Below are 21,446 nucleotides of genomic sequence, written 5' to 3' on the forward strand. Positions count from 1 at the left end.
CAGACCCTCCCCTTGAGCCGGCGGCTTCCGCGCCGACATGGCAACAGGCGCCGGCACCGGCACCCTGGCCGGATCCTGGCGCCTGCCGGGCCGCTCACAACAGGCCGAAAAGTCTCCGCTCAACGGTCGGCTTCGTCCGTCCACGGAGCGGTGCCGAGGGCCAGATCCGTGACGTGTGGCGGCCGGACGGTTCAGGCCGCCGTCCCGTGTCCGCTCTCAGGGACGGATCCCGTCGCAGGCGATGGGCAGATGACGGGGACCGCGCAGGACCGCGTTCCGGCGGTACGGGGGCGGGTCCTCCAGCAGACGGGGGTTCTCCAGGCGGCGGGCCAGTTCGGCGAGGGCAAACTGGGCCTCCAGGCGGGCCAGCGGTGCGCCGAAGCAGCTGTGGATGCCGCTGCCGAACCCGAGGTGCTGGATGTCCCCGCGGTCCGGGTCGAAGCGGTCCGGGTTCGCGAACCGGTGCGGGTCACGGTTGCCGGACGCCAGCACCAGCCAGAGGGAGGCGCCCTTGGGGATGGTGACACCGCGGATCTCGATGTCGGCCAGGGTGGTGCGCTGCGGCACCAGCTGCACCGGGGGTTCGAAACGCAGCAGCTCCTCGACGACGGGCACGGCGAGCGCCGGCTCCGCCCGCAGCCGGCGCAGGACGTCCGGGTTGCGCAGCAGGGTCAGCATCCCGTTGGTGACGAGGTTGACCGTGGTCTCGTGCCCCGCGATCAGCAGCAGCGCCGCCGTGCTGAGCAGTTCCATCGTGGTCATCGCGCCGTCCGGGCCCTCGGCGGAGGCGAGCGCGGAGATCATGTCGTTCTGCGGGCGCTTGCGGCGCTCCTCGATCAGGCCGGCCAGGTACATGCCGAGCTGCATACGCGCGTCGTGCGACCCCTTGCCCCGGTCGGCGGGGTCCGCGTCCGGGTCGGGGTCCAGGCTCGCCGCGATGGCGTCCGCCCAGCCGTGGAAGCGCGGCTCGTCCTCGCGCGGCACTCCGAGCAGCCGGCAGATCACGGTCACCGGGAACGGGTAGGAGAACTCGTCCACCAGGTCGAACCGGCCCGGGTCGGCGATGCCGTCGACGAGGCCGGAGACGATGCCGTGCAGCTCCTGGCGCATTCCGTCGACCCGGTGCGGGGAGTGCGGCGGCCCGAAGGGCCGGTTCGTCATGCGCCGCAGCCTGTCGTGCTCGGGCGGGTCGAGCCGCAGGAAGCTCGGCGGCAGGGCCGCCTGCTCCTGCTGGTCCGCCTCGGCCAGCGGATCGTGCGCGGTCGAGGCCAGATTGCGGGCGTCGGAGCTGATGCGGGGGTCGTGCAGGAGGCTGCGGATCTCGTAGTAGGTGCTGACGACGTACGGCCCGTCGTCCTGGTGTAGCACCGGCGTCTTCCGCAACTCCTCGTAGATCGGGTACGGGTTGGCGCGGTTGTCGTAGTCCAGGATCTGATGCAGCGGAGATGGCGTCATCGTGGGTCCTCGTGGCCGTGCGGGTCAGTGCGCGGGGGTGAACGTCATCCGGCGGTCGGCCGGTGAGTATCCGCTGAGGGTCACCGTGGGGCCGTGCGTGGGCACCGACGGGTCGGGGAAGTCCGCGTCGACGGGACGCTGTCCGCCCGGGCTCCTGCCGACCGTGGGGAACGGCGGCGGGAACGGCGCGGTGGTCTCGATCAGCTCCTGGTAGAACGGCAGCCACCGGGCGTGGTCGAAGGAGACCGCGCCGATGACGCGACCCTGGTACCCGTAGACGCCGACGAACCGCCGGTCGGTCAGCGAGCCCTGGGAGACGAGGATCTCGGTGCCCAGCGACGGCACCCCGACCGACTTGATGTTCACGCCGAACTGCGAGGACCAGAAGGCCGGCACCCACATGTGGGGCAGGCGGTCGGCGCTCTCGCTGAGCATGTTGTGCGCCGCGATCCCGGCCTGCTGGACGGCGTTGCCCCAGTGCTCCAGGGACAGGAACTGGTAGCCGAACAAGGCGTGCGGGGAGCGGGCCACGTCGCCGGCGACGTAGATGTCGTCGGTCACGATGCCGCGGATGTCGAAGGCGCGGCAGCCGGCGTCGCAGGCGATGCCGCGGGGGCCGGCACCCAGTCCGGAGCCGGCGAGCCACTCGGTGTTGCGGGTGGCGCCGAGCGAGACGATCACCAGGTCGGTCTCGACCGTGGACCCGTCGGACAGGTGGGCGGCCCGCACCCGGCACGAGGCGTCGCCCTCCAGGGCCGTGACCATGACCCCGCACCGCAGGTCGACGCCGTGCTCCTGCTGGAGGTCGGCGGCGACCGCGCCGACCACTCCGCCGAGCGCGCCCACCAGGGGCGCCGCGCCGCGCTCCGCGACGGTCACGGCGAGGCCGCGTTCCCGGCAGGCGGAGGCGATCTCGGAGCCGGTGAACCCGGCGCCGATCACGAAGACCCGCTTGGGCCCATCGGCGAGCCGCCGCGCGAGCCTGGCGGCGTCGTCGCGGGTGCGCAGCACGAAGACGCCGTCGAGCTCCGCCTCGCTCTCGCGGGGCCATGGCCGCGCCCGCACACCGGTGGCGATGAGCAGCCGGTCGTACGGCACCTCGTCGCCGTCGGCGAGCCGTACGCGCCGCGCGGCCATGTCCAGGCCGGTGGCCGGGACGCCGAGCCGCCAGGTCGCGTCGAGGGCGCGGCGCCGGGGCAGCGCCGTGCGGTCGGCGGTGGTCATGCCGAGCAGCACCTGCTTGGACAGCGGGGGCCGGTCGTAGGGGGCGTAGGGCTCGTCGCCGACGATCGTCAGGGAGCCGGTGAAGCCCTTCTCCCGCAGGGTCTCCGCGGCGCGCAGGCCCGCCAGCGAGGCGCCGACGACGACGATGCGGCCCTCGCGCCGGAGTCTGTCCAGGGATCCGTCATCGCTCATCGGGCACCGCCTCGGCGGCTGCGTCCACCGTGTCGACGAGGATGGCCTGGACGGGACAGGCGGCCGCGGCCTGCGCGAGTTTTCCGCGCTGTGCCTCGTCCGCCTCCGGGTGGTAGAGCAGTCCCTCCTCGCCGTGCATGACGAAGACGTCGGGCGCGAGGAACGCGCACTGCGCGTATCCCTGACAGCGGTTCAGGTCGACGACAAGTCTCACCAAGGGTCGTGTCCTCTCCGGCGGCCCGGTCCCCCATGCGGCCATCGTCCGCGCCCCGGCGGCAGGTGGCGACGAGGAGAGGTCCGTCGGAGTGAATCCCGCCCGCCGCCTCAGGCTCCGGTGGCAGGCGGTGGGCCGGGGGCGGGCGGGCCGGCGGGCCGCCCGCCGCGCAGGATGTGCAGGCTGACGATCAGCGCCCAGGCCGGGAAGACCAGCTCGGACCAGGGCAGATTCGCTCCCACCACGAGCAGCACCAGACCTGCGAGGTAGCCGAGCACGATGAGGGGGCGCGGGAGGATGCCGAGGCGGGCGCCGATGGTCGAGGTCGTGAAGACGAACACCGCCGCCATCCGCAGCCCGTACGTGGTCAGCAGCGTGTAGGCGAAGAAGCGGCCGAACGACGAGTGCTGCCGGCTGTCGTCGAGTACGGTCCCGGCCGCCGCGCCGCTGCCGAACAGCATGGCGACGAAGACCAGTCCGCTGCCCAGGAACACGGTGGACACGAACCGGTCCTCCCCCGCCCCGGCCTGCTCGCGCAGCGCTCCCATGAACCACAGGAAGGCGATCCCGGCGAACGGCAGGAGCTCCAGCGCCGTCTGTACGGCGCCGCGCTGTCCGGCGTCGACGGTGACCTCGGTGCCGCCCGCGCCGCCGGGCAGGGCGAGGCGCACCAGGATGATCGCCGCGGCCATCAGGAGCGCGAACACGACTCCGGCGATCCCGGCGGCCCGGGGTGTCCGGAGGCGCTCGTCCTTCTGCCCCATGGTTCCTCGCTTCTCTCTGCGGCCTTCCGCCCACGGAGGTCCGCCGTGCTCCGCCGGGCGTCCGCCCCTCCTCCGTACAGACAGCAGCAATCCGGGACGTCCCGCCACCGGGCCGCGACGGCATCCGGACGGCCGGTGGTCCCGGGCTTGACCTCAAGCGCGCTTGACGTACGACGCTCGTGGCATGAGCGATCACCACGCGCCCCAGGACGCCCCCGTACTGACCGCCGTCCAGAACCTCGTCCACCGCCTCTTCCGCGCCCTCGACGCCCGCGACTTCGCCCCGGGCTGGATGGGCGGCCTCGCCACCGAGGACGTACGGATGGAGACACCCGTCGGCGCCGCCAAGGCCTGGAGGCGGTGGGGCGGCTCGCCGAGGAGTCGGTCGAGCGGTTCGCGCGGACGCAGCACACGGCGTCCGGGATCCTGATCGACATCGAGGGCGAGCGGGCCGGCGTCTCGTGGAACGCCCATATGACCCATGTCCACGACGACGAGACCCTGTTCACCGTCGGGGGGCGTTTCGACGCCGAGGTGCGGTATACGCCGGACGGCTGGCGTTTCACCCGGATGGCGGTGCGGCCGGTGTGGACGCAGGGGCGGCCGCCCGTCGTGGAGTGAAACCGAAAGGACCGGCCGCCGGCGATGAGTTCCGGTCCCGGTCACGGTCTTCAGTGCAGTTTCCCGGCGATGCTTCCCCGGCGCGATGCCAGGGCGCGGTCCGTGCGGCGCAGGCCTCTCAGCGCGGTCGAGGCGTCGCCGACCGACCGGCCCGGACAGCAGGAGTGCCCCCATGCCCATCGTCATCAACGAGTTCATCAGCCTCGACGGCGTCGTCCAGGCTCCCGGTGGAGGGCGGGAGGACACCGACGGCGGGTTCGCCCACGGTGGCTGGACGCACCCCTTCTTCGACCCGGAGGTCGTCGGCGGAGCCTTCGACGCGGCGCTGGCGGGGGCCGATGCCCTGCTGTTCGGCCGCCGGACCTGGCAGACGATGGCCGGGGCCTGGCCGGAGCGGGCGGGGGACCCGTTCGCCGACCGGATGAACACCCTGCGGAAGTACGTGGTCACCGGCACCCTCGGTGACGAGGACGTCGAGGCCTGGGACAACACCACCCGGGTCCCGGCCGCCGAGGCCGTCGCCGCACTGCGCAAGCTCCGCGAGACGCAGGGCGGGAACCTGCTCGTCATGGGCAGCCCCACGCTCGCCCGGACGCTGCTGAGCGAGGGGCTGGTGGACGAGCTGCGGCTGATCGTGATGCCGGTGATGCTGGGCGGCGGAAAGTCGATCTTCCCGGACGACGGCACGAGGACCGCGTTCGAGCTGGTCTCGACCACCGCGTCGGACGCGGGCGCCCAGGTGTGCGTCTACCGTCGGGCCCCCGAGCAGTAGCCCCGGCATGGACGAGGAGCGGATGGCGGGGCTAGGCTCGACCCGATGGACCTCTGACTGAGTCAACTGTCCGAGGTTCATCGAAGCACCCATCCGAGTCGAACATCCGAGTCGCTCGTCCGGGCCGGCCTCCGGGCCGGCCCTCCCGGGCTGGGGCCGATCATGACCGTCCAGGACATCCGCTCCTTCAACCGCTTCTACACCCACCTCATCGGCGCCCTCGACTACGGCCGCCACCTGTACGCCCCCTACACCCTCACCGAGTCCCGCGTCCTGTACGAGCTCGCGCACTCACCGCGCACGGACGCCGCCGACCTGCGTACCGAACTGCACCTCGACGCCGGGTATCTGAGCCGGATCCTGAGCAAGTTCGAACAGGACGGGCTGATCGAGCGGGCACCCTCGGAGCGTGATCCGCGCCGCCGCCGGATCACCCTCACCGCGCGCGGCCGGGAGGCCGCCGCCCTCCTCGACGAGCGGGCGCGGCAGACGGTCGGGGCGCTGCTGGCCGGCGTGGCGCCCGAGGAGCGGGGGCGGCTCGCCGAGGCCCTGCGGACGGTACGCGCGATCCTCGGCCCGGGCCGGGAGCCGCGCCCCGAGGACGTGGTGCTGCGCGAACCCGCCCCCGGCGAGCTGGGCTGGATCGTGCAGCGCAACGCCGCGCTGTACGCCGCCGAGCACGGCTGGAACACCGACTACGAGGGGCTGGTCGCCCGGATCGTCGCGGACTTCGCCGAGGACCACGACCCGCATCTGGAGCGGGTGTGGATCGCCGAGCTGGACGGGCGTCCGGTGGGGTGCGTGATGTGCGTGCGGGACGAGGCGCCGGCCACGGCCCGGCTGCGGCTGCTGCTGGTCGAACCGGACGCGCGCGGCCTCGGCATCGGCGACCGGCTGGTGCGGTCGGTCGTCGGCTTCGCGCGCGGGGTCGGCTACCGCGACCTCGTCCTGTGGACGAACGACGTGCTCACCGCCGCCCGCCGCGTCTACCAGCGGCACGGTTTCGTGCTGGTCGCCGAGAAGCCGCACCGCTCGTTCGGCAAGGACCTGGTCGGCCAGGACTGGCGCCTGGACCTGCGCACGCCACGGGAGTGACGGCGGCACCGCGTACGAGTCGAATCGACGGCACCCGGAGTGACGGGAGGGCCCCGGGTGTACGAAGCTGGATACATGAAGCTCGCGTTCTCCACCCTCGGTGTCCCCGGCCTCCCCCTGCCGGAAGTCCTCCGGCTCGCGAACGAGCACGGCTACCACGGTGTGGAGCTGCGCGCCCACCCCGAAGAGCCGGTGCATCCAGGCATCGGGGCCGCCGAACGGGCGGATGTCGCCGCCGCGTTCAAGGCCTCCGGCGTCGAGCTGCTCGGGGTCGCCGGGTACACGCGCGTGGCCGCGCCGGGCGACGACGAGCCGGTCCTCGCCGAGCTGCGCGCCCTGCTCGACCTGGCCCGTGACCTGGGCGCGCCGTACGTCCGGGTCTTCCCCGGCGGCACGGCGGAGCAGAGCCCCGAGGAGGCCGACGCGACCGCCGCGCGCCGCCTGGGCACGGCCGCCGAGCACGCCACCGACGCGGAGGTGCGCATCCTCCTCGAGACCCACGACTCGCACCGCACGGGCGCCGACGCGATGCGCGTCCTCGGACTGGTCGGCCACCGCCAGGTCGGCGCCCTGTGGGACGTGATGCACACGTGGCTGGGTGGTGAGCAGCCCTCGGAGACATACGCGGCCCTCTCCCCTCACCTGGGCTATGTCCAGCTGAAGGACATCGCGTCCGCCGACGACAGGACGCCGCTCCCCCTCGGCGCCGGAGTGCTCCCGCTCGCCGAGACCGTGGAGCTGCTCTCCCGGCAGGGCTGGGACGGCTGGCTGTGCTGGGAGTACGAGAAGCGCTGGTACGAGGACGCGGCGCCGCTCCCCGGCCTGCTGGACGCGGGCCGCGAGCACTTGGGGCGGCTGCTCAACGACTCGGCCTGAACGGCGTCGCGGGCCGCCCGAGTTGACCGGCCGGGCGGCCCGTCCGCAGACGCTCAGCTGCGTGAACGCCTCGCGGGAGCCGGGCGGGGGTCATGATCGGACCACGTCCACCCGGCGCGCCGGTCGGTCCGCGGGACCGACCGCCGGGGGGCGCCGGGGCGGCACGGACGTGAGGGCCACTCCGCCGACCAGCAGCGCCGCCGCACACCAGCGCAGTGGCGTCATCGACTCGCCGAGGAACACCGCCGCCGACATCATCCCGAAGGCCGGGACCAGCAGCGAGAAGGGCGCGACGGTGGAGGCCGGGTGGCGGCGCAGCAGCCGGCCCCAGGCACCGAATCCGAACACGGTGGTGATCCAGGCGACGTAGACGACGGTGCCGGCGCCCTGCCAGTCGAGGGCGCGCAGGGCCTCGTAGTCCCGGGTGGGCCCCTCCAGGAGGAGGGACAGCGCGAGGAGGGGCAGGACGGGGACGGTGCTCACCCACACCATGAAGTTGAGGGCGTCCGGGGGCGCGGCCCTGCGGGTGAGCACGTTGGAGGCGCCCCAGCAGGCGGCTGCCGCGACGACCAGGGCGAAGGCGGTCAGGGGCCCGGAGGCGCCCTCGTCGACGGCGGCGACGGCGATGCCGGCGAGAGCCACCAGCATCCCCGACGCCCGTGTCCAGGTGGGGCGTTCACCGAGGGCCAGGAAGGCGATCAGCGCGGTGAACACCGCCTGCACCTGGAGCACCAGTGACGACAGACCGGCCGGCATCCCGGCGTCCATCCCCACGAACAGCAGGCCGAACTTCGCCACGCCGAGAACCAGTCCGACCGCCACGATCCACTTCCAGGCCACCTTCGGCCGGCCCACGAGGAAGACGGCGGGGACGGCCGCCACCAGGAAGCGCAGGGCGGAGAAGAGGAGGGGCGGGAAGTGGTCGAGACCGATCTCGATGACGGTGAAGTTGACACCCCAGACGGCGGCGACGAGGACGGCGAGCAGGAGATGGGCGGGTCGCATTCGTCGAGGATCACCTGCAGCGACCATGTAGCACCAGCGATGCTTTCTGCATGGTTGGATGAAGCGGAGCTGATCGATCGAGGAGTGGCCGCCATGCTCGACCTCCAGCGACTGCGGGCCCTGCACGCCGTCTTCGTGCACGGCACGGTCGGAGCGGCCGCCGCCGCGCTCGGCTACACCCCGTCGGCCGTGTCCCAGCAGATCGCCAAGCTGGAGCGGGAGACACGGACGGTGCTGCTGGAGCGGGAGGGGCGGGGCGTACGGCTCACCGCTGAGGCGCTTCAACTGGCCGCCACAGCAGCAGAGTTGTTGGCCATCGTCGAGCGGGCCGAGACGGAACTGGAGCAACGGCGCGGGCTGCCGGCCGGCCGCCTGACGGTGGCGGCGTTCCCGTCGGCGGCGCGGGGGCTGCTGCCGTGGGTCCTGGCCGACCTGGCGAAGCGCCACCCGGCACTGGACGCCCGTCTGACGGAGGTCGACCCCCATCTGTCGGTCGACCTGGTGGCCAGGGGCGCCGTCGACCTGGCCGTGGCCCACGACTGGGACATCGCGCCGCTGCCCGCCCCGGCGGGTGTGGAGCAGGCGGCGATCGGGGACGACCTGTGCGACCTGCTGGTCCCTCAGGACCACCCCTTCGCGGGCCGAACGGCGGTACGCCGGGAGGAGTTGGGCGGTCAGCGGTGGGTGTGCCAGCCGCCCGGCCGGGTCTGCCACGACTGGCTGCTCCGCACCCTGCGCTCGGTCGGCCACGAGCCGGACGTCGTCCACATGGCGGAGGAGAACCCGACCCTGGTGGCCCTGGTCGCGGCGGGCCTGGGCGTGGCCCTCATCCCCCGTCTGGGCCGGGGCCCACTCCCCGGGGGCGTGGTGGAGGTCCCCCTGGATCCCCTGCCCGTCCGCCACCTCTACGCCCTCTGGCGCGAGGGGGCGGCCCGCCGCCCGGCGATCGCGGAGACGGTACGGACGTTGCAGGAGCGGTGGGCGGGAGTGGCGGAGCGGTAGGGACTTCCGGCCCCGACCGGCGCCTGGGACAGCCGACTTGGGCGCCGCCAGGCCGTCGCCCGGCGGCGGTGCGGGAACCCATCCCGCACCCCGTCCGTCCAACGCGCACGGCCGCCGGACGCGTCCCGCGTCGCGCCCCCCTCTGCGCCGTGACCCGGCCGGCGGTCCGCCGCCGTCGGCGCGACCCCTCCCTGCGCCGATGGCGGCCCCTCACCCGGCGGGGCTGTGCGTCCCCTTGACCGGCAGAAACTTCCCGGATATTGGTGGCTCCTTGGAAGTTTCCTTCAGCGATCTCCTCCGGAAGGAGCGCACGTGCACCACGCCAGCACGAAAAGCGCAGGAAACACCGCCGCCACCCCTTCGAGACGTACGGTTCTCGCCGCCACCGCGGGTGTCACCGCGGCCCTGACGGTCGGGCACAGCACCGCGCACGCCGACGACGACAGACACCTGCGGAAGCTCATCTCCCGGATGAGCCTGGAGGAGAAGGTCGGCCAGCTCTTCGTCTCCCGGGTGTACGGCCACTCCGCCACCGCCCCCGACCAGGCCGACATCGACGCCAACCTCAGCGAACTCGGTGTCCGCACGGCAGCCGAACTGCTCGCCGAGTACCGCCTCGGCGGCATCATCTACTTCACCTGGGCGCACAACACCCGTACCCCGCACCAGATCGCGGATCTGTCGAACGGCATCCAGAAGGCCTCCCTCGGCCTGCCCCGCGGACTGCCCGTGCTGATCTCCACGGACCAGGAGCACGGGATAGTGGCCCGCGTGGGCAGCCCCGCGACGCTCTTCCCGGGCGCGATGGCCGTCGGCGCCGGCGGTTCGCGCGCCGACGCCCGCACCCTCGGCCGGATCGCCGGCGAGGAGTTGCGGGCGATGGGCATCCGGCAGGACTACGCCCCCGTCGCCGACGTCAATGTCAACCCGGCCAACCCGGTCATCGGCGTACGGTCCTTCGGCGCCGACCCCGACGCGGTGGCCGGCCTGGTCGCGGCGGAGGTCACCGGGTACCAGCGCGCGGACGTCGCCGCGACCGCCAAGCACTTCCCCGGCCACGGCGACACCGAGGTCGACAGCCACTACGGGTTCCCGGTCATCGAGCACACCCGCGAGGAGTGGGGCAGGATCGACGCGCCCCCGTTCCGGGCGGCCATCGAGGCCGGCATCGACTCGATCATGACCGCGCACATCATGGTCCCGGCGCTGGACTCCTCCGGCGACCCGGCCACCCTCTCCCGCCCGATCCTCACCGGCATCCTGCGCGAGGAGCTGGGTTACGACGGGGTCGTGGTCACCGACTCGCTCGGCATGGAGGGCGTCCGCACGAAGTACGGCGACGACCGGGTGCCGGTGCTGGCGCTGAAGGCCGGCGTCGACCAGCTCCTCAACCCGCCCAAGCTGGACGTCGCCTGGAACGCGGTCCTGAAGGCCGTACAGGACGGCGAGCTCACCGAGGAACGGCTCGACGAGTCGATCCTGCGGGTGTTGCGGCTGAAGGCGAAGCTGGGGCTGTTCGAGGCGCCCTACGTCAGCGCGCGGGGCGTCGACCGCGCGGTCGGCACCCGGGCCCACCTCAAGGAGGCCGACCGGATCGCCGAGCGGACGACGACCCTGCTCGTCAACGAGGGCGAGCTGCTGCCGCTGTCCCGGCGCGAGCACCCCCGGCTGCTCGTGGTCGGCGCCGACCCGGCCTCGCCGTCCGGCACGACCGGCCCGCCCACCGGCGTCCTCGCGGGCGCGCTGACCGAACTCGGCTTCTCTGCCACCGCGTTGTCCACGGGGACGGCACCCTCCGCGGCGACCGTCGACCGGGCCGTCGCGGCGGCCCAGGACGCGGACGCGGTGGTCGTGGGGACGTACAACGTCACGGCCACGAGCTCGCAGAAGACGCTCGTCGAGCGGTTGCTGGCGACCGGGAAGCCGGTGGTCGCGGTGGCCGTGCGCAATCCGTACGACGTGGCCCAGCTGCCGGGCGTCCGCGGCTACCTGGCGTCCTACTCCTGGACGGACGTGGAGGTACGGGCGGCGGCCAGGGTCATCGCCGGAAAGGTACGGCCCCGCGGGAAGCTGCCGGTGCCGGTGCAGCGGGCCGACGATCCGGCGAAGGTGCTGTATCCGGTCGGGCACGGGTTGTCGTACTAGGAGCCGAGCGGACCTGGGGTCCGGTACGCCGGGCCGTGGGCTGCGCCCGCCCGCGATGGTGAACGGGCGGGCGCAGCACCGACGTCAGGGACGCAGCGTCCGCTCCGCGCCTCGCTTGTCGAGGCGGGCGTCGTACGTGGCCAGCGGCTTGGCCACCGCCGGGTCGGCCTCGACCGCGGTGGAGGCGACTCCGGCCCACTTCAGGATCCTGGCCGTGGCCAGCGCCTTCTGCTTCTCCTTCAGTCCGGCCACGTTGGCACCGTGGTTGGCGCCGGGGGCGGTGAAGACGTACGAGTCACGCGCGCCCTTGCCGAGCCGGAACTGCTCGGCGCCCCACGGGTCGTTCTCGCCGTAGACGAACAGCATGTGCCGCGCGTTGTGGCGGACCCAGCTGTCGACGTCCCTCATCGCGCCGTCCCGGAACCTCATCGGGATGGAGCGCGGCACGAAGTACCGCGGCGGCAGGTAGCCGTAGCGGATGTACTTCTTCTCGATGTGCGGGAAGACGATCGTCGGCGCGCCGAGCTCCGTGCCCGCCTGGTAGTAGTACGGCGTGTACGGCTCGAGGCCCTGGTCGGTGTAGAAGGAGAACCCGGCGACCGTGTCGATGGAGTTCCAGATCTCCTCGTCGGTCGCGTTCTTCGCGTCCGCCGGGATGGTGTCGCAGTCGGACAGCAGGCTGTACTGCCAGAAGCCCCAGACGTAGTCGAGGACGGTGGCCTCGTACGCCTTGTCGAGGCTGCCGACGGTGTCGAAGGTGTAGCCGTTCTCCGCCGCGTAGGCCTGGTAGCGCTGCTCCAGCGGCTCGCGGCGCACCAGGGCCTCGCGCTGCACGCCGTTCAGCCGGTCGCGGCACTCCTTGGTGCCGACGCCGGCGAAGAAGCGGTCGTACGCCTTGTCCTGGTCGTTCACGACGTCGTTGGGGGCGACGTAGGCGACGACGCCGTCCATGTCACGGGGGTAGAAGCGCTCGTAGTAGGTGGCGGTCATGCCGCCCTTGGAGCCGCCCGTGGAGATCCAGTTCTTGGAGTAGAGCGGCTTCAGCGCCTTGAAGATGCGGTGCTGGTCGCTGGCCGCCTGCCAGATGTCGAGCTTGCTCCAGTCGGCCGGGCTGGGCCGGGACGGCGTGAAGAAGCGGTACTCCATGGAGACCTGGTTGCCGTCCACGATCTGGGTCGGCTCACGGCGGCTGGGCGTGGTGGAGACGTTGTAGCCGCCGGTGTGGAAGACCGTCGGCCGCGAGAGGTCCTTGTGCAGCACGGTGATGCGCTGCTGGAACGTGCCCCTGGAGGGCTTGCGGTGGTCGACCGGCTGCGTGTAGTTGAGCACGAAGAAGCGGTACCCGGGGTACGGCTTCTCCTCGATCAGGCTCATGCCGGGTATCGAGAGCAACCGGTCCTTGATGTCGGTGGCCTCCGGCTGGGCGGCGGTGGCCGCCCCCGCCGTGCTCAAGGTGCCTATGAGCACGGTGAGCGCGAGCAGCCATCTGAGCGCCTTGCGCATGCACCCTCCCTGTCAGAACAGATGTGCGCCGGAAGCTATCGGAGCAACACACCTGTGCACCAGGGTGGTTGGCGAATCAGCAGGTCAGCACAGTATCCAGCCGGAGCTCACCGACCCACGCCCCACCGTGCCCTTCACCCACACGCAGCGCTGCCCCGCGTGGACGGTCACCGGTCCCGCGCGGTGCGTGTACCTGCCCTTGTCGACGACCGGGCGGTTGCCGCGCGCCTGCACGCTGACCGACATCGAGCGCCTGGGTCCGGGGTCCTTGGGGAGCGTGACGGCGCAGACGTACCCACCGCGCTTGTAGACCTTCACGACCCCGGTGGCGAACGGCAGCGTCCTGACCTTGCGCCCGGCGCAGCCGGACGCCGCCGCGTGCGCGTCCGCCGGCGCGGCGAGCGCCAGCAGCCCGGACGCGGTCAGCAGGGCCACGCCGAGCGCCATCCGACGTCGTATCGCACCCGTGTCCACAGTCGTCCCCTCCGCGCCCCTCGGATCGACGTACGGATGTACGGACGCACGTCGTAGGCCCGATGGTTGCACGGACGTCAGACGCCTACGGTCTCCTCGGGCTCCGGCGCCCCGACGAAGGTCCGCCACAGCGCGGCGTACCGCCCGTCGCGCGCCAGCAGTTCCTCGTGTGTGCCGTCCTCCACCACCCGGCCGTGATCCATCACCACGACCCGGTCCGCACGGGCGGCGGTGGTCAGGCGGTGGGCGACAACGAGGGTGGTGCGGCGGCCGGTCAGCCGGTCGGTGGCCTGGTTGACCTGGGCCTCGGTCGCGAGGTCGAGCGCGGCCGTCGCCTCGTCGAGGAGCAGGACGTCCGGGTCGACGAGTTCGGCGCGGGCCAGCGCGATCAACTGCCGTTGCCCGGCGGAGAGGTTGCGGCCCCGCTCGTCGACCTCGTGGAGGTAGCCGCCCTCCAGCGTCGCGATCATCTCGTGCGCGCCGACCGCGCGGGCCGCCGCCTCCACCTCGGCGTCGGTGGCGTCCGGACGGCCGTAGGCGATGGCGTCGCGGACGGTGCCGGGGAAGAGGTACGCCTCCTGCGGTACGACGCCGAGGCGGTGCCGGTACGCGGTGATGTCGAGGTCGCGCAGGTCGGCGCCGTCGACGGTGACCCGGCCGCCGGTCGGGTCGTAGAACCGCGCCACCAGCTTCACCAGCGTCGACTTGCCCGCTCCGGTCTCGCCGACGAACGCGACGGTCTGCCCGGCGGGGACGACCAGGTCGATGCCGCTGAGGGCCTCCTCCTCGTCGCCGTAGGAGAAGTGCACGTCCTCGAAGGCGATGTCGCCCCGCAGGGAGAGGACGTCACGGGGTTCGTCGGCGGACTTCGTCGACGTCGGCTCGCGCAGCAGTTCCTGGATCCGGCCGAGCGAGACGGACGCCTGCTGGTAGCCGTCGAAGACCTGGGAGAGCTGCTGGACGGGCGCGAAGAACAGGTCGATGTAGAGCAGGTACGCCACCAGCGCACCGGCGGTGAGCGTGGCCGCCTCCACCCGCCCGGCGCCCACGACGAGCACGGCCGCCGCCGCGGCGGACGACAGGAACTGCACGAAGGGGAAGTAGACGGATATCAGCCACTGACCGCGGATGCGGGCCTGCCGGTAGCTGTCGCTGCGCTCCGCGAACCGCCGGCCGCCGTCCCCCTCGCGCCGGAACGCCTGCACGATCCGCAGCCCGGACACCGTCTCCTGAAGGTCGGCGTTGACCGTCGAGACCCGCTCACGGGCGAGTTCGTACGCCTTCACGCTCGCCCTGCGGAAGAAGTACGTGGCGATGATCAGCGGCGGGAGCGTGGCGAACACGACGAGTGCGAGCTCGATGTCGATCACCAGCAGGGCGACCATGATCCCGAAGAAGGTGACCACCGAGACGAACGCGGTGACCAGGCCCGTCTGGAGGAACGTCGACAGGGCGTCCACGTCGGTCGTCATCCGGGTCATGATCCGGCCCGTCAGCTCCCGCTCGTAGTAGTCGAGTCCGAGGCGCTGGAGCTGGGCGAAGATCTTCAACCGCAGTGCGTACAGCACGCGTTCACCGGTACGGCCGGTCATCCGGGTCTCGCCGATCTGCGCCACCCACTGGACGAGGACCGCGAGCAGGGCCAGCAGCGACGCGGCCCACACGGCGCCGAGCGCGGCCTTCGTGACGCCGCTGTCGATGCCGTGCCGGATCAGCACGGGCAGCAGCAGCCCCATACCGGCGTCGACGGCGACGAGGCCCAGGCTGAGCAGCAGGGGTGCGCCGAAGCCGCGCAGCAGCCGCTTCAGCCCGTACGACTGCTCCGGCCGCACCGCGCGGGACTCGTCGACGCCGGGGACGTCGGTGGCCGGAGGCAGGGCATCGACCTGGGCGAGCAGCTCCGGGGTGGCCGGGGCGCCGGCGAGGGCGGTGTCCTTGGGCTCGCGGTCACCGGTCCACAGGCGCGGTGTCACCCCGCGTTCGGCGTCGAACTCGGCGTCCAGCTCGTCGCGGACGGAGGTGTCCTCCTGGGGCACGGCGGGCAGGGCGTGACCCGGGGAGACGGCGCCGAGCTCGTCGGGGTCGGTGAGCAGCCGGCGGTAGAGCGCGGAGCGCTTCTGGAGCTCCGCGTGGGTGCCGATGTCGGCGAGCCGGCCGGCGTCCAGGACGGCGATGCGGTCGGCGAGGTTGAGCGTGGAGCGCCGGTGGGCGATGAGCAGGGTGGTGCGGCCCCGCATCACCTGCTGGAGCGCCTCGTGGATCTCGTGCTCGACGCGGGCGTCCACGGCGGAGGTGGCGTCGTCGAGGACGAGCAGACGCGGGTCGGTGAGCAAGGCGCGCGCGAGGGCGATGCGCTGGCGCTGGCCGCCGGAGAGGGTGAGGCCGTGCTCACCGACGGTGGTGTCGTAGCCGTCGGGCAGTTCCCGGATGAAGCGGTCGGCCTGGGAGGCGCGGGCGGCGGCCTCGATCTGCTCGTCGGTGGCGTCGGGGTGGCCGTAGGCGATGTTGTTGCGGACCGTGTCCGAGAAGAGGAACGAGTCCTCGGGGACCAGGCCGATCGCCGCGCGCAGCGAGTCGACGGTGAGCTCGCGTACGTCGTGGCCGCCGACGAGGACGGCGCCGCGGGTGACGTCGTAGAAGCGCGGCAGGAGGAGGGAGACCGTCGACTTGCCGGAGCCGGAGGAGCCGACGACCGCGAGGGTCTCGCCGGGGCGGATCTCGAAGGTGAGGCCGTCCAGCACCGGCTTGCCGGCGTCGTACCCGAAGGACACGTCGTCGAACTCGACGGTGGCGGGCGCGTCGGCGGGCAGCTCGTGGTGCCCGTCCTTCATCGACGGCTCGGTGTCGATCAGCTCCAGGACGCGCTCGGTGCCGGCGCGGGCCTGCTGGGCGACGGTGAGGACCACGGCGAGCATGCGGACCGGGCCGACGAGCTGGGCGAGGTAGGTGGAGAACGCGACGAAGGTGCCGAGCGTGATGTGGCCGCGCACCGCCAGCCAGCCGCCGAGGGCGAGCATCGCGACCTGGCCGAGGGCGGGGACGGCCTGGAGGGCCGGGGTGAACTTGGAGTTCAGCCGGATGGTGCGCAGCCGCCCGGCGTAGAGCTTCCTGCCGACCTCGCGGAGCTTGCCGGTCTCCTGTTCCTCCTGCCCGAAGCCCTTGACCACCCGGACCCCGCTGACGGCACCGTCGACGACGCCCGCGACGGCGGCGGCCTGGGCCTGGGCGTACCAGGTGGCGGGGTGGAGCCTGGTGCGGCTGTGCTTGGCGATGAACCACAGGGCCGGGGCGACGGCCAGGGCGACCAGGGTGAGCGGCGGCGACAGCCACGCCATGATCACGAGGGAGATCAGGAAGAGCAGGAGGTTCCCGATGGTCATCGGGAGCATGAAGAGCAGGCCCTGGATCAGCTGCAGGTCGCTGGTGGCGCGGCCGACGACCTGGCCGGTGGACAGCTCGTCCTGCCGGCGGCCGTCGAGACGGATGATCGTCTCGAACATGTCCGTCCGCAGGTCGTGCTGGACGTCGAGGGCGAGACGGCCGCCGTAGTAACGGCGGATGTAGGTGAGGACGTAGACGAGGAGGGCCGCGGCGATCAGCAGGGCGGCCCAGGGGGCCATGGCGCGGGTCCTGTCACCGACCACGTCGTCGATGATCACCTTGGTGATCAGCGGGACGAGGGCCATCACGGCCATCCCGGCGAGCGACGAGCCGAGGGCCAGGACCACGTCCTTCGGATGACGCCAGGCGTAATCCCACAGCCGTCGTGCCCATCCCCGTTGCGGTCCCACGCGGGTGCCCTCCGTCGTCCGATCGACCGGTCGCCATGATCGACTGGTCGTCCTGATCAACCGATCGTCCTGATCTACCGGAAGGCACCAACACGGACGGGCCCCGATTTCATCCCGCCGTGGCGATCGCGCGGCCTCGTCAGGACGCGGCGAGGTCCTTGTGCACGACCTTGGCCACGCCCTGGATGGTGGTGACGCCGTAGTTCATGGTGCTGTTGCCGTGGGTGAGCACGGTGATCATGTAGTCGTGGCCACGGCCCTTGAAGGCTCCGACGCTGTGCACCCGCCAGCCGTAGGTGGCCCGCTGCAGCCAGCCGTTCTTGACGGCGACCGAGACCCCGGACGGCACTCCGTACGGCGTGCCCCAGCGCTGGGAGGAGACCACCTGGCCCATCAGCTTCAGGATGTAGGCGCGGGAGTTGTCGCTGAGCACGGTGTTCCTGGCGGTGACGAGCTTGAGCAGCTTCTGCTCGTCGGCCACGGTGATCCGGGTCAGGCCCCAGTAGCCGTCGGCGCCGGGCTTGGTCTGCGTCATCCCGGCGGCGGACAGGAAGCCCTTGATCTTCGTCAGGCCCAGCTGCCGCCAGAGCGTGCTGGTCGCCGTGTTGTCCGACTTGGTGATCATGGCCGTGGCGAGGGACGTCTCGCGGGTGGTGAGATAGCGGTTGTGCTTCTTCGCGTCCCACAGCAGCGCCGCGAGCACGGTGACCTTGACGACGCTGGCCGAGTCGTAGGCGGTGGTCGACCGCAGGGTGCAGGTCGTCCTGGTGGTGCGGTCGTACAGGCCGACGGCGACGGTGCCCTTGCGGTTCGCGAGGGCGGCCGTGATGTCCTTCTTCAGCTTGGCGGCGAGACCGGCCTTGGCGGACGTGCAGCTGACGGTGGGAGCGGGCGCGGCCACGGCGGGGGACGCGGCGGCGACGGCCGATATGAGGAGTCCGGCACCGAGAGCTGCGGCGAGCAGTCTGGTACGCCGGGGTCTGCGGGAAGTCATGCCGCTTCTGACCCGTATGGACGACCGAAGGTTGTACATGCGTTCCCATGGACACCTGTCCACGTGCCTTCGGGGGCGACGGCCCGGCTACGGCTCGTGCGGGGCGGGCGGAGGCGATCCGGCGGCTGCGCGCTCCCCCGGCCGTGCCTCCGATTCCCTCAAGGGGGTGGTGTGCGGCCAGGCCGGCCGGGCATGGCGCGCCACCCCCTCGCGACGATGACGGGGTGTCCCGGCAACTCCGCCGGGTCCCGCCACAGCCGTCCCGGGGAGCCGTCATGAAGCTTCGTTCCTGGTCCGTCGCCGCCGCCCTCGCGCTGACCGCCCTCGTCCTGCCGTCCCACGCCGCCGAGGCCGCCGCACCACCGGCCTGCCCGGACGGGTCGGTGTGCTTCTGGAGCGGTGAGGGCTTCAGCGGCGACTACTGGGAGTGGACGGCCCGCAGCGGCTACCGCGACATGCCGCCCAGCCTGCACGACCACGTCGGCTCGGCGGTGGCGAGCACCCGCGCCTGCTTCATCAACTGGAGCCCGCTCGAGAAGCGCGACGTCTTCAACGGCGACTGGCGCTCCCGCTACCTCGGCGACTTCGGCGGCCGTATCGACGGGGTCGGCCCGGGCGCCTGCTGAACCCGGGCCGGCTCCGGCCTTCGCCCTAGCCGAGGTGCGTAGGCGCGAACATCCGCAGTACCGCCGGGAGCACGACCACCGTCGGCCCCGGTGCCGCCAGCGCCTTCGTCAGGTCGGCCTCCAGGTTCTCCGGCGTCGTACGGACGCCCGGGACGCCGAAGGACTCCGCGAGCGCCACGTAGTCCGGGCGGGTCAGTTCCGTCGCCGTGGCCTGGCCGAAGGCGTCGGTCATGTACTCGCGCAGGATGCCGTAGCCGCCGTCGTCGACGATCAGCCAGGTGACGTTCAGGCCGTACTGCCGGGCCGTCGCCAGCTCGGCGATCGAGTACAGGGCGCCGCCGTCACCCGACACCGCCAGCACCGGCCGGGTCGGGTCGGCGGCCGCCGCGCCCAGCGCCGCCGGGAAGCCGTAGCCCAGGCCGCCCGCGCCCTGGGCGGAGTGCATGGTGTTGGGGCCCTTGGCGTCGAAGGCCGACCAGGCCCAGTACGCGAGGATCGTCATGTCCCAGAAGGACGGGGAGCTGTCGGGCAGCGCCCGGCGGACGGACGCCAGCACGTCCTGCTCCAGGGTGAGTTCCTGGGAGCCGATGCGCTCGGCGACCTTCGCGAGGACCTCGCGCACCCGCTCCGGCGCCGACGGGTCCTCCCGCTGCGTCACCGTCTCCAGCAGCGCCTGCAACGCGAGCCGCGCGTCCGCGTGGATGCCCAGCGCCGGGTGGTTGGACTCCAGCTTGCCGAGGTCGGCCTCGATCTGCACGACCCGGCCGCGCGGCTTGAACGTGTGGTAGTTGGAGGAGAGTTCACCGAGTCCGGAGCCGACGACGAGGAGGACGTCGGCGTCCTCCAGGAAGTCGGTGGTGTGCCGGTCCTCGATCCACGACTGGAGCGAGAGCGGGTGCTCCCAGGGGAACGCGCCCTTGCCACCGGGCGTCGTGACGACCGGCGCCCGGAGCGCCTCCGCCAGCTGACGGAGCTTCGTAGAGGCGTCCGCACGGACCACCCCGCCGCCCGCGATGATCGCAGGGCGGGCCGCCTTCGACAGCAAGTCGGCTGCGACAGCCGTGAGTTCGGGGCGCGGCGGCAGTTCCTCGGGGAAGGCGTCGCCGCCCGTCACCACCGGGATCGACGTCTCGGCCAGCAGCACGTCCTGCGGGATCTCCACCCACACCGGCCCGTGCGGGGCGGTCAGCGCCGACTTCCAGGCCGCCGCGACGGCGGACGGGATCTGGGACTGGGCGCGCACGGTGTGGACGGACTTGACGACCCCCCTGAAGGAGGCCGCCTGGTCGGGCAGTTCGTGCAGATAGCCGTGCCGGCCGCCGCCGAGGCCCGCCGTCGGGACCTGGCTGCTGATCGCCAGCACGGGCGCCGAGGCCGCCGCCGCCTCCTGGAGCGCGGCCAGCGAGGTCAGCGCCCCCGGGCCCGTCGACAGCAGCAGCGGCGCCGCCTCGCCCGTGATCCGCCCGTACGCGTCGGCCGCGAAGCCGGCGTTGTTCTCCACCCGCAGCCCGATGTACCGCAGGTCGGACCGGCGCAGGGCGTCGAACATGCCGAGCGCGTGCTGACCGGGCAGGCCGAAGACCGTCGTCGCGCCGAGCCCGGCCAGTGTCTCCACGACCAGGTCTCCGCCGTTGCGGCCGGGCGGCGGGTTCAGGGCCGCCGTGGTCTGCGCGGCCGTCGGACGGAGTACCAGGTCGTGGTCGTGAGTCACTTCGCGCGCGCCTCGGCAATCTGTCGGGACATGATCGTGGTCAGTTCGTACGCCGTGTGGGAGGCGGCCACCGACGTGATCTCCGCGTGGTCGTACGCGGGGGCCACCTCGACGACGTCGGCCGACACCAGGTTGCAGGATGCCAGTCCGCGCAGGATCTCCAGCAGCTCGCGGGAGGTCATGCCGCCCGCCTCGGGGGTGCCGGTGCCGGGCGCGTGCGCGGGGTCGAGGCAGTCGATGTCGATGGAGATGTAGAGGGGCCTGTCGCCGATGCGCTGGCGGAGCTGGTCGGCGACCTCGTCGGCGCCCCGGCGGTAGACGTCCGCGGAGGTGACGATGCCGAAGCCCATCTTCTCGTCGTCGGTGAGGTCCTGCTTGCCGTACAGCGGGCCGCGGGTACCGACGTGGGAGAGCGCCGAGGTGTCGAGGATGCCCTCCTCCACCGCGCGCCGGAAGGGCGTGCCGTGGGTGTACTCGGCGCCGAAGTACGTGTCCCACGTGTCGAGGTGGGCGTCGAAGTGCAGCAGCGCCACCGGGCCGTGCTTCTTGGCGACCGAGCGGAGCAGGGGCAGCGCGATCGTGTGGTCGCCGCCCAGCGTCATCAGGCGGGCGCCGGTGCCCAGCAGGTCGTCGGCGGCCGCCTCGACGGTCTCCACGGCCTCGTTGATGTTGAACGGGTTCACCGCGATGTCGCCGCCGTCCGCGACCTGGGCGAGGGCGAACGGGGAGGCGTCCTGCGCCGGGTTGTACGGGCGCAGCAGCCGGGACGCCTCGCGGATCGCGTTGCCGCCGAAGCGGGCGCCCGGCCGGTACGAGACGCCCGAGTCGAACGGCACGCCCACGACGGCGACGTCGGCGGTGCCGACCTCGTCGAGGCGGGGCAGCCGGGCGAACGTCGCGGGGCCGGCGTACCGCGGGACGCGGGACGAGTCGACAGGGCCGCGGGGGGTCGGCGTCTCGTTGCTGCTCATCGGGAAATGCC

The 21,446-nt window shown here is 72.4% G+C and carries 19 protein-coding genes; 8 read left to right on the plus strand and 11 right to left on the minus strand.

Annotated elements, in window-relative coordinates; genetic code table 11:
- Positions 1-216: 216 nt before the first annotated feature.
- From ACIHCM_RS18135 to ACIHCM_RS18150, 4 genes are all read right to left on the minus strand, one after another.
- Entirely contained in the window at positions 217-1,455 is a 1,239-nt protein-coding gene (locus tag ACIHCM_RS18135; RefSeq protein ID WP_399896496.1) for a cytochrome P450, read from the minus strand.
- Between the two features lie 24 nt (positions 1,456-1,479).
- Positions 1,480-2,871 (minus strand): NAD(P)/FAD-dependent oxidoreductase, encoded by a 1,392-nt coding sequence (locus tag ACIHCM_RS18140; protein WP_399896499.1) that lies wholly within the window; start codon positions 2,869-2,871, stop codon positions 1,480-1,482.
- Positions 2,861-3,085, minus strand: coding sequence for a ferredoxin (locus ACIHCM_RS18145; protein WP_399897168.1), 225 nt, complete (start codon positions 3,083-3,085; stop codon positions 2,861-2,863). The genes ACIHCM_RS18140 and ACIHCM_RS18145 overlap by 11 nt, the downstream gene beginning before the upstream one ends.
- 110 nt (positions 3,086-3,195) lie before the next feature.
- Positions 3,196-3,849, minus strand: coding sequence for a hypothetical protein (locus ACIHCM_RS18150; protein WP_399896501.1), 654 nt, complete (start codon positions 3,847-3,849; stop codon positions 3,196-3,198).
- Between the two features lie 184 nt (positions 3,850-4,033).
- Between ACIHCM_RS18150 and ACIHCM_RS18155 the strand changes: the two genes are divergently transcribed.
- From ACIHCM_RS18155 to ACIHCM_RS18175, 5 genes are all read left to right on the plus strand, one after another.
- Positions 4,034-4,279 (plus strand): hypothetical protein, encoded by a 246-nt coding sequence (locus ACIHCM_RS18155; RefSeq protein WP_399896504.1) that lies wholly within the window; start codon positions 4,034-4,036, stop codon positions 4,277-4,279.
- Positions 4,210-4,470 carry a nuclear transport factor 2 family protein gene (locus ACIHCM_RS18160; RefSeq protein WP_399896507.1) on the plus strand — a complete coding sequence of 87 codons (261 nt, stop codon included), beginning with the start codon at positions 4,210-4,212 and terminating at the stop codon, positions 4,468-4,470. Before ACIHCM_RS18155 ends, ACIHCM_RS18160 begins: the two co-directional genes overlap by 70 nt.
- A 172-nt stretch (positions 4,471-4,642) precedes the next feature.
- Positions 4,643-5,242, plus strand: coding sequence for a dihydrofolate reductase family protein (locus ACIHCM_RS18165; protein WP_399896509.1), 600 nt, complete (start codon positions 4,643-4,645; stop codon positions 5,240-5,242).
- Positions 5,243-5,404: 162 nt separating this feature from the next.
- Positions 5,405-6,337, plus strand: a complete 933-nt coding sequence (locus ACIHCM_RS18170; RefSeq protein WP_399896512.1) for a GNAT family N-acetyltransferase — start codon at positions 5,405-5,407, stop codon at positions 6,335-6,337.
- A 75-nt stretch (positions 6,338-6,412) separates the two neighbouring features.
- Positions 6,413-7,213: a sugar phosphate isomerase/epimerase family protein gene (locus ACIHCM_RS18175; RefSeq protein WP_399896515.1), complete on the plus strand. Its 801-nt coding sequence runs from the start codon at positions 6,413-6,415 to the stop codon at positions 7,211-7,213.
- 90 nt (positions 7,214-7,303) lie between these two features.
- Here ACIHCM_RS18175 and ACIHCM_RS18180 read toward each other — a convergent pair whose 3' ends face one another.
- Complete coding sequence (locus tag ACIHCM_RS18180) at positions 7,304-8,218, minus strand: EamA family transporter (RefSeq protein WP_399896516.1); 915 nt, start codon at positions 8,216-8,218, stop codon at positions 7,304-7,306.
- 93 nt (positions 8,219-8,311) lie between these two features.
- Here ACIHCM_RS18180 and ACIHCM_RS18185 point away from each other — a divergent pair, with 93 nt between their 5' ends.
- Together ACIHCM_RS18185 and ACIHCM_RS18190 are read left to right on the plus strand one after the other, a co-directional pair.
- Positions 8,312-9,220: a LysR family transcriptional regulator gene (locus tag ACIHCM_RS18185; RefSeq protein ID WP_399896519.1), complete on the plus strand. Its 909-nt coding sequence runs from the start codon at positions 8,312-8,314 to the stop codon at positions 9,218-9,220.
- Positions 9,221-9,532: 312 nt separating this feature from the next.
- The gene (locus tag ACIHCM_RS18190) at positions 9,533-11,365 is read left to right on the plus strand and encodes a glycoside hydrolase family 3 protein (RefSeq protein WP_399896522.1); all 1,833 of its coding nucleotides are present in this window, start codon (positions 9,533-9,535) and stop codon (positions 11,363-11,365) included.
- An 84-nt stretch (positions 11,366-11,449) separates the two neighbouring features.
- Here ACIHCM_RS18190 and ACIHCM_RS18195 read toward each other — a convergent pair whose 3' ends face one another.
- From ACIHCM_RS18195 to ACIHCM_RS18210, 4 genes are all read right to left on the minus strand, one after another.
- Positions 11,450-12,868, minus strand: a complete 1,419-nt coding sequence (locus tag ACIHCM_RS18195; RefSeq protein WP_399896525.1) for a S28 family serine protease — start codon at positions 12,866-12,868, stop codon at positions 11,450-11,452.
- Between the two features lie 84 nt (positions 12,869-12,952).
- Complete coding sequence (locus ACIHCM_RS18200) at positions 12,953-13,342, minus strand: hypothetical protein (RefSeq protein ID WP_399896528.1); 390 nt, start codon at positions 13,340-13,342, stop codon at positions 12,953-12,955.
- A gap of 77 nt (positions 13,343-13,419) precedes the next feature.
- Positions 13,420-17,133 carry an ABC transporter ATP-binding protein gene (locus ACIHCM_RS18205; protein WP_399896531.1) on the minus strand — a complete coding sequence of 1,238 codons (3,714 nt, stop codon included), beginning with the start codon at positions 17,131-17,133 and terminating at the stop codon, positions 13,420-13,422.
- Positions 17,134-17,272: 139 nt separating this feature from the next.
- The gene (locus tag ACIHCM_RS18210; RefSeq protein ID WP_399896534.1) at positions 17,273-18,127 is read right to left on the minus strand and encodes a serine hydrolase; all 855 of its coding nucleotides are present in this window, start codon (positions 18,125-18,127) and stop codon (positions 17,273-17,275) included.
- A gap of 275 nt (positions 18,128-18,402) precedes the next feature.
- Between ACIHCM_RS18210 and ACIHCM_RS18215 the strand changes: the two genes are divergently transcribed.
- Positions 18,403-18,753, plus strand: a complete 351-nt coding sequence (locus ACIHCM_RS18215) for a peptidase inhibitor family I36 protein (protein ID WP_399896537.1) — start codon at positions 18,403-18,405, stop codon at positions 18,751-18,753.
- A gap of 25 nt (positions 18,754-18,778) precedes the next feature.
- On the opposite strand, the gene ACIHCM_RS18220 is transcribed toward ACIHCM_RS18215, so the two are convergent.
- Both ACIHCM_RS18220 and speB read right to left on the minus strand, forming a co-directional pair.
- Positions 18,779-20,464, minus strand: coding sequence for a thiamine pyrophosphate-binding protein (locus ACIHCM_RS18220; protein WP_399896540.1), 1,686 nt, complete (start codon positions 20,462-20,464; stop codon positions 18,779-18,781).
- Complete coding sequence (speB, locus tag ACIHCM_RS18225) at positions 20,461-21,435, minus strand: agmatinase (protein WP_196462551.1); 975 nt, start codon at positions 21,433-21,435, stop codon at positions 20,461-20,463. Before speB ends, ACIHCM_RS18220 begins: the two co-directional genes overlap by 4 nt.
- Positions 21,436-21,446 lie beyond the last annotated feature (11 nt).

Origin of the sequence: Streptomyces sp. NPDC052023, assembly GCF_044548465.1 — a bacterium.
GTDB lineage: Bacteria > Actinomycetota > Actinomycetes > Streptomycetales > Streptomycetaceae > Streptomyces.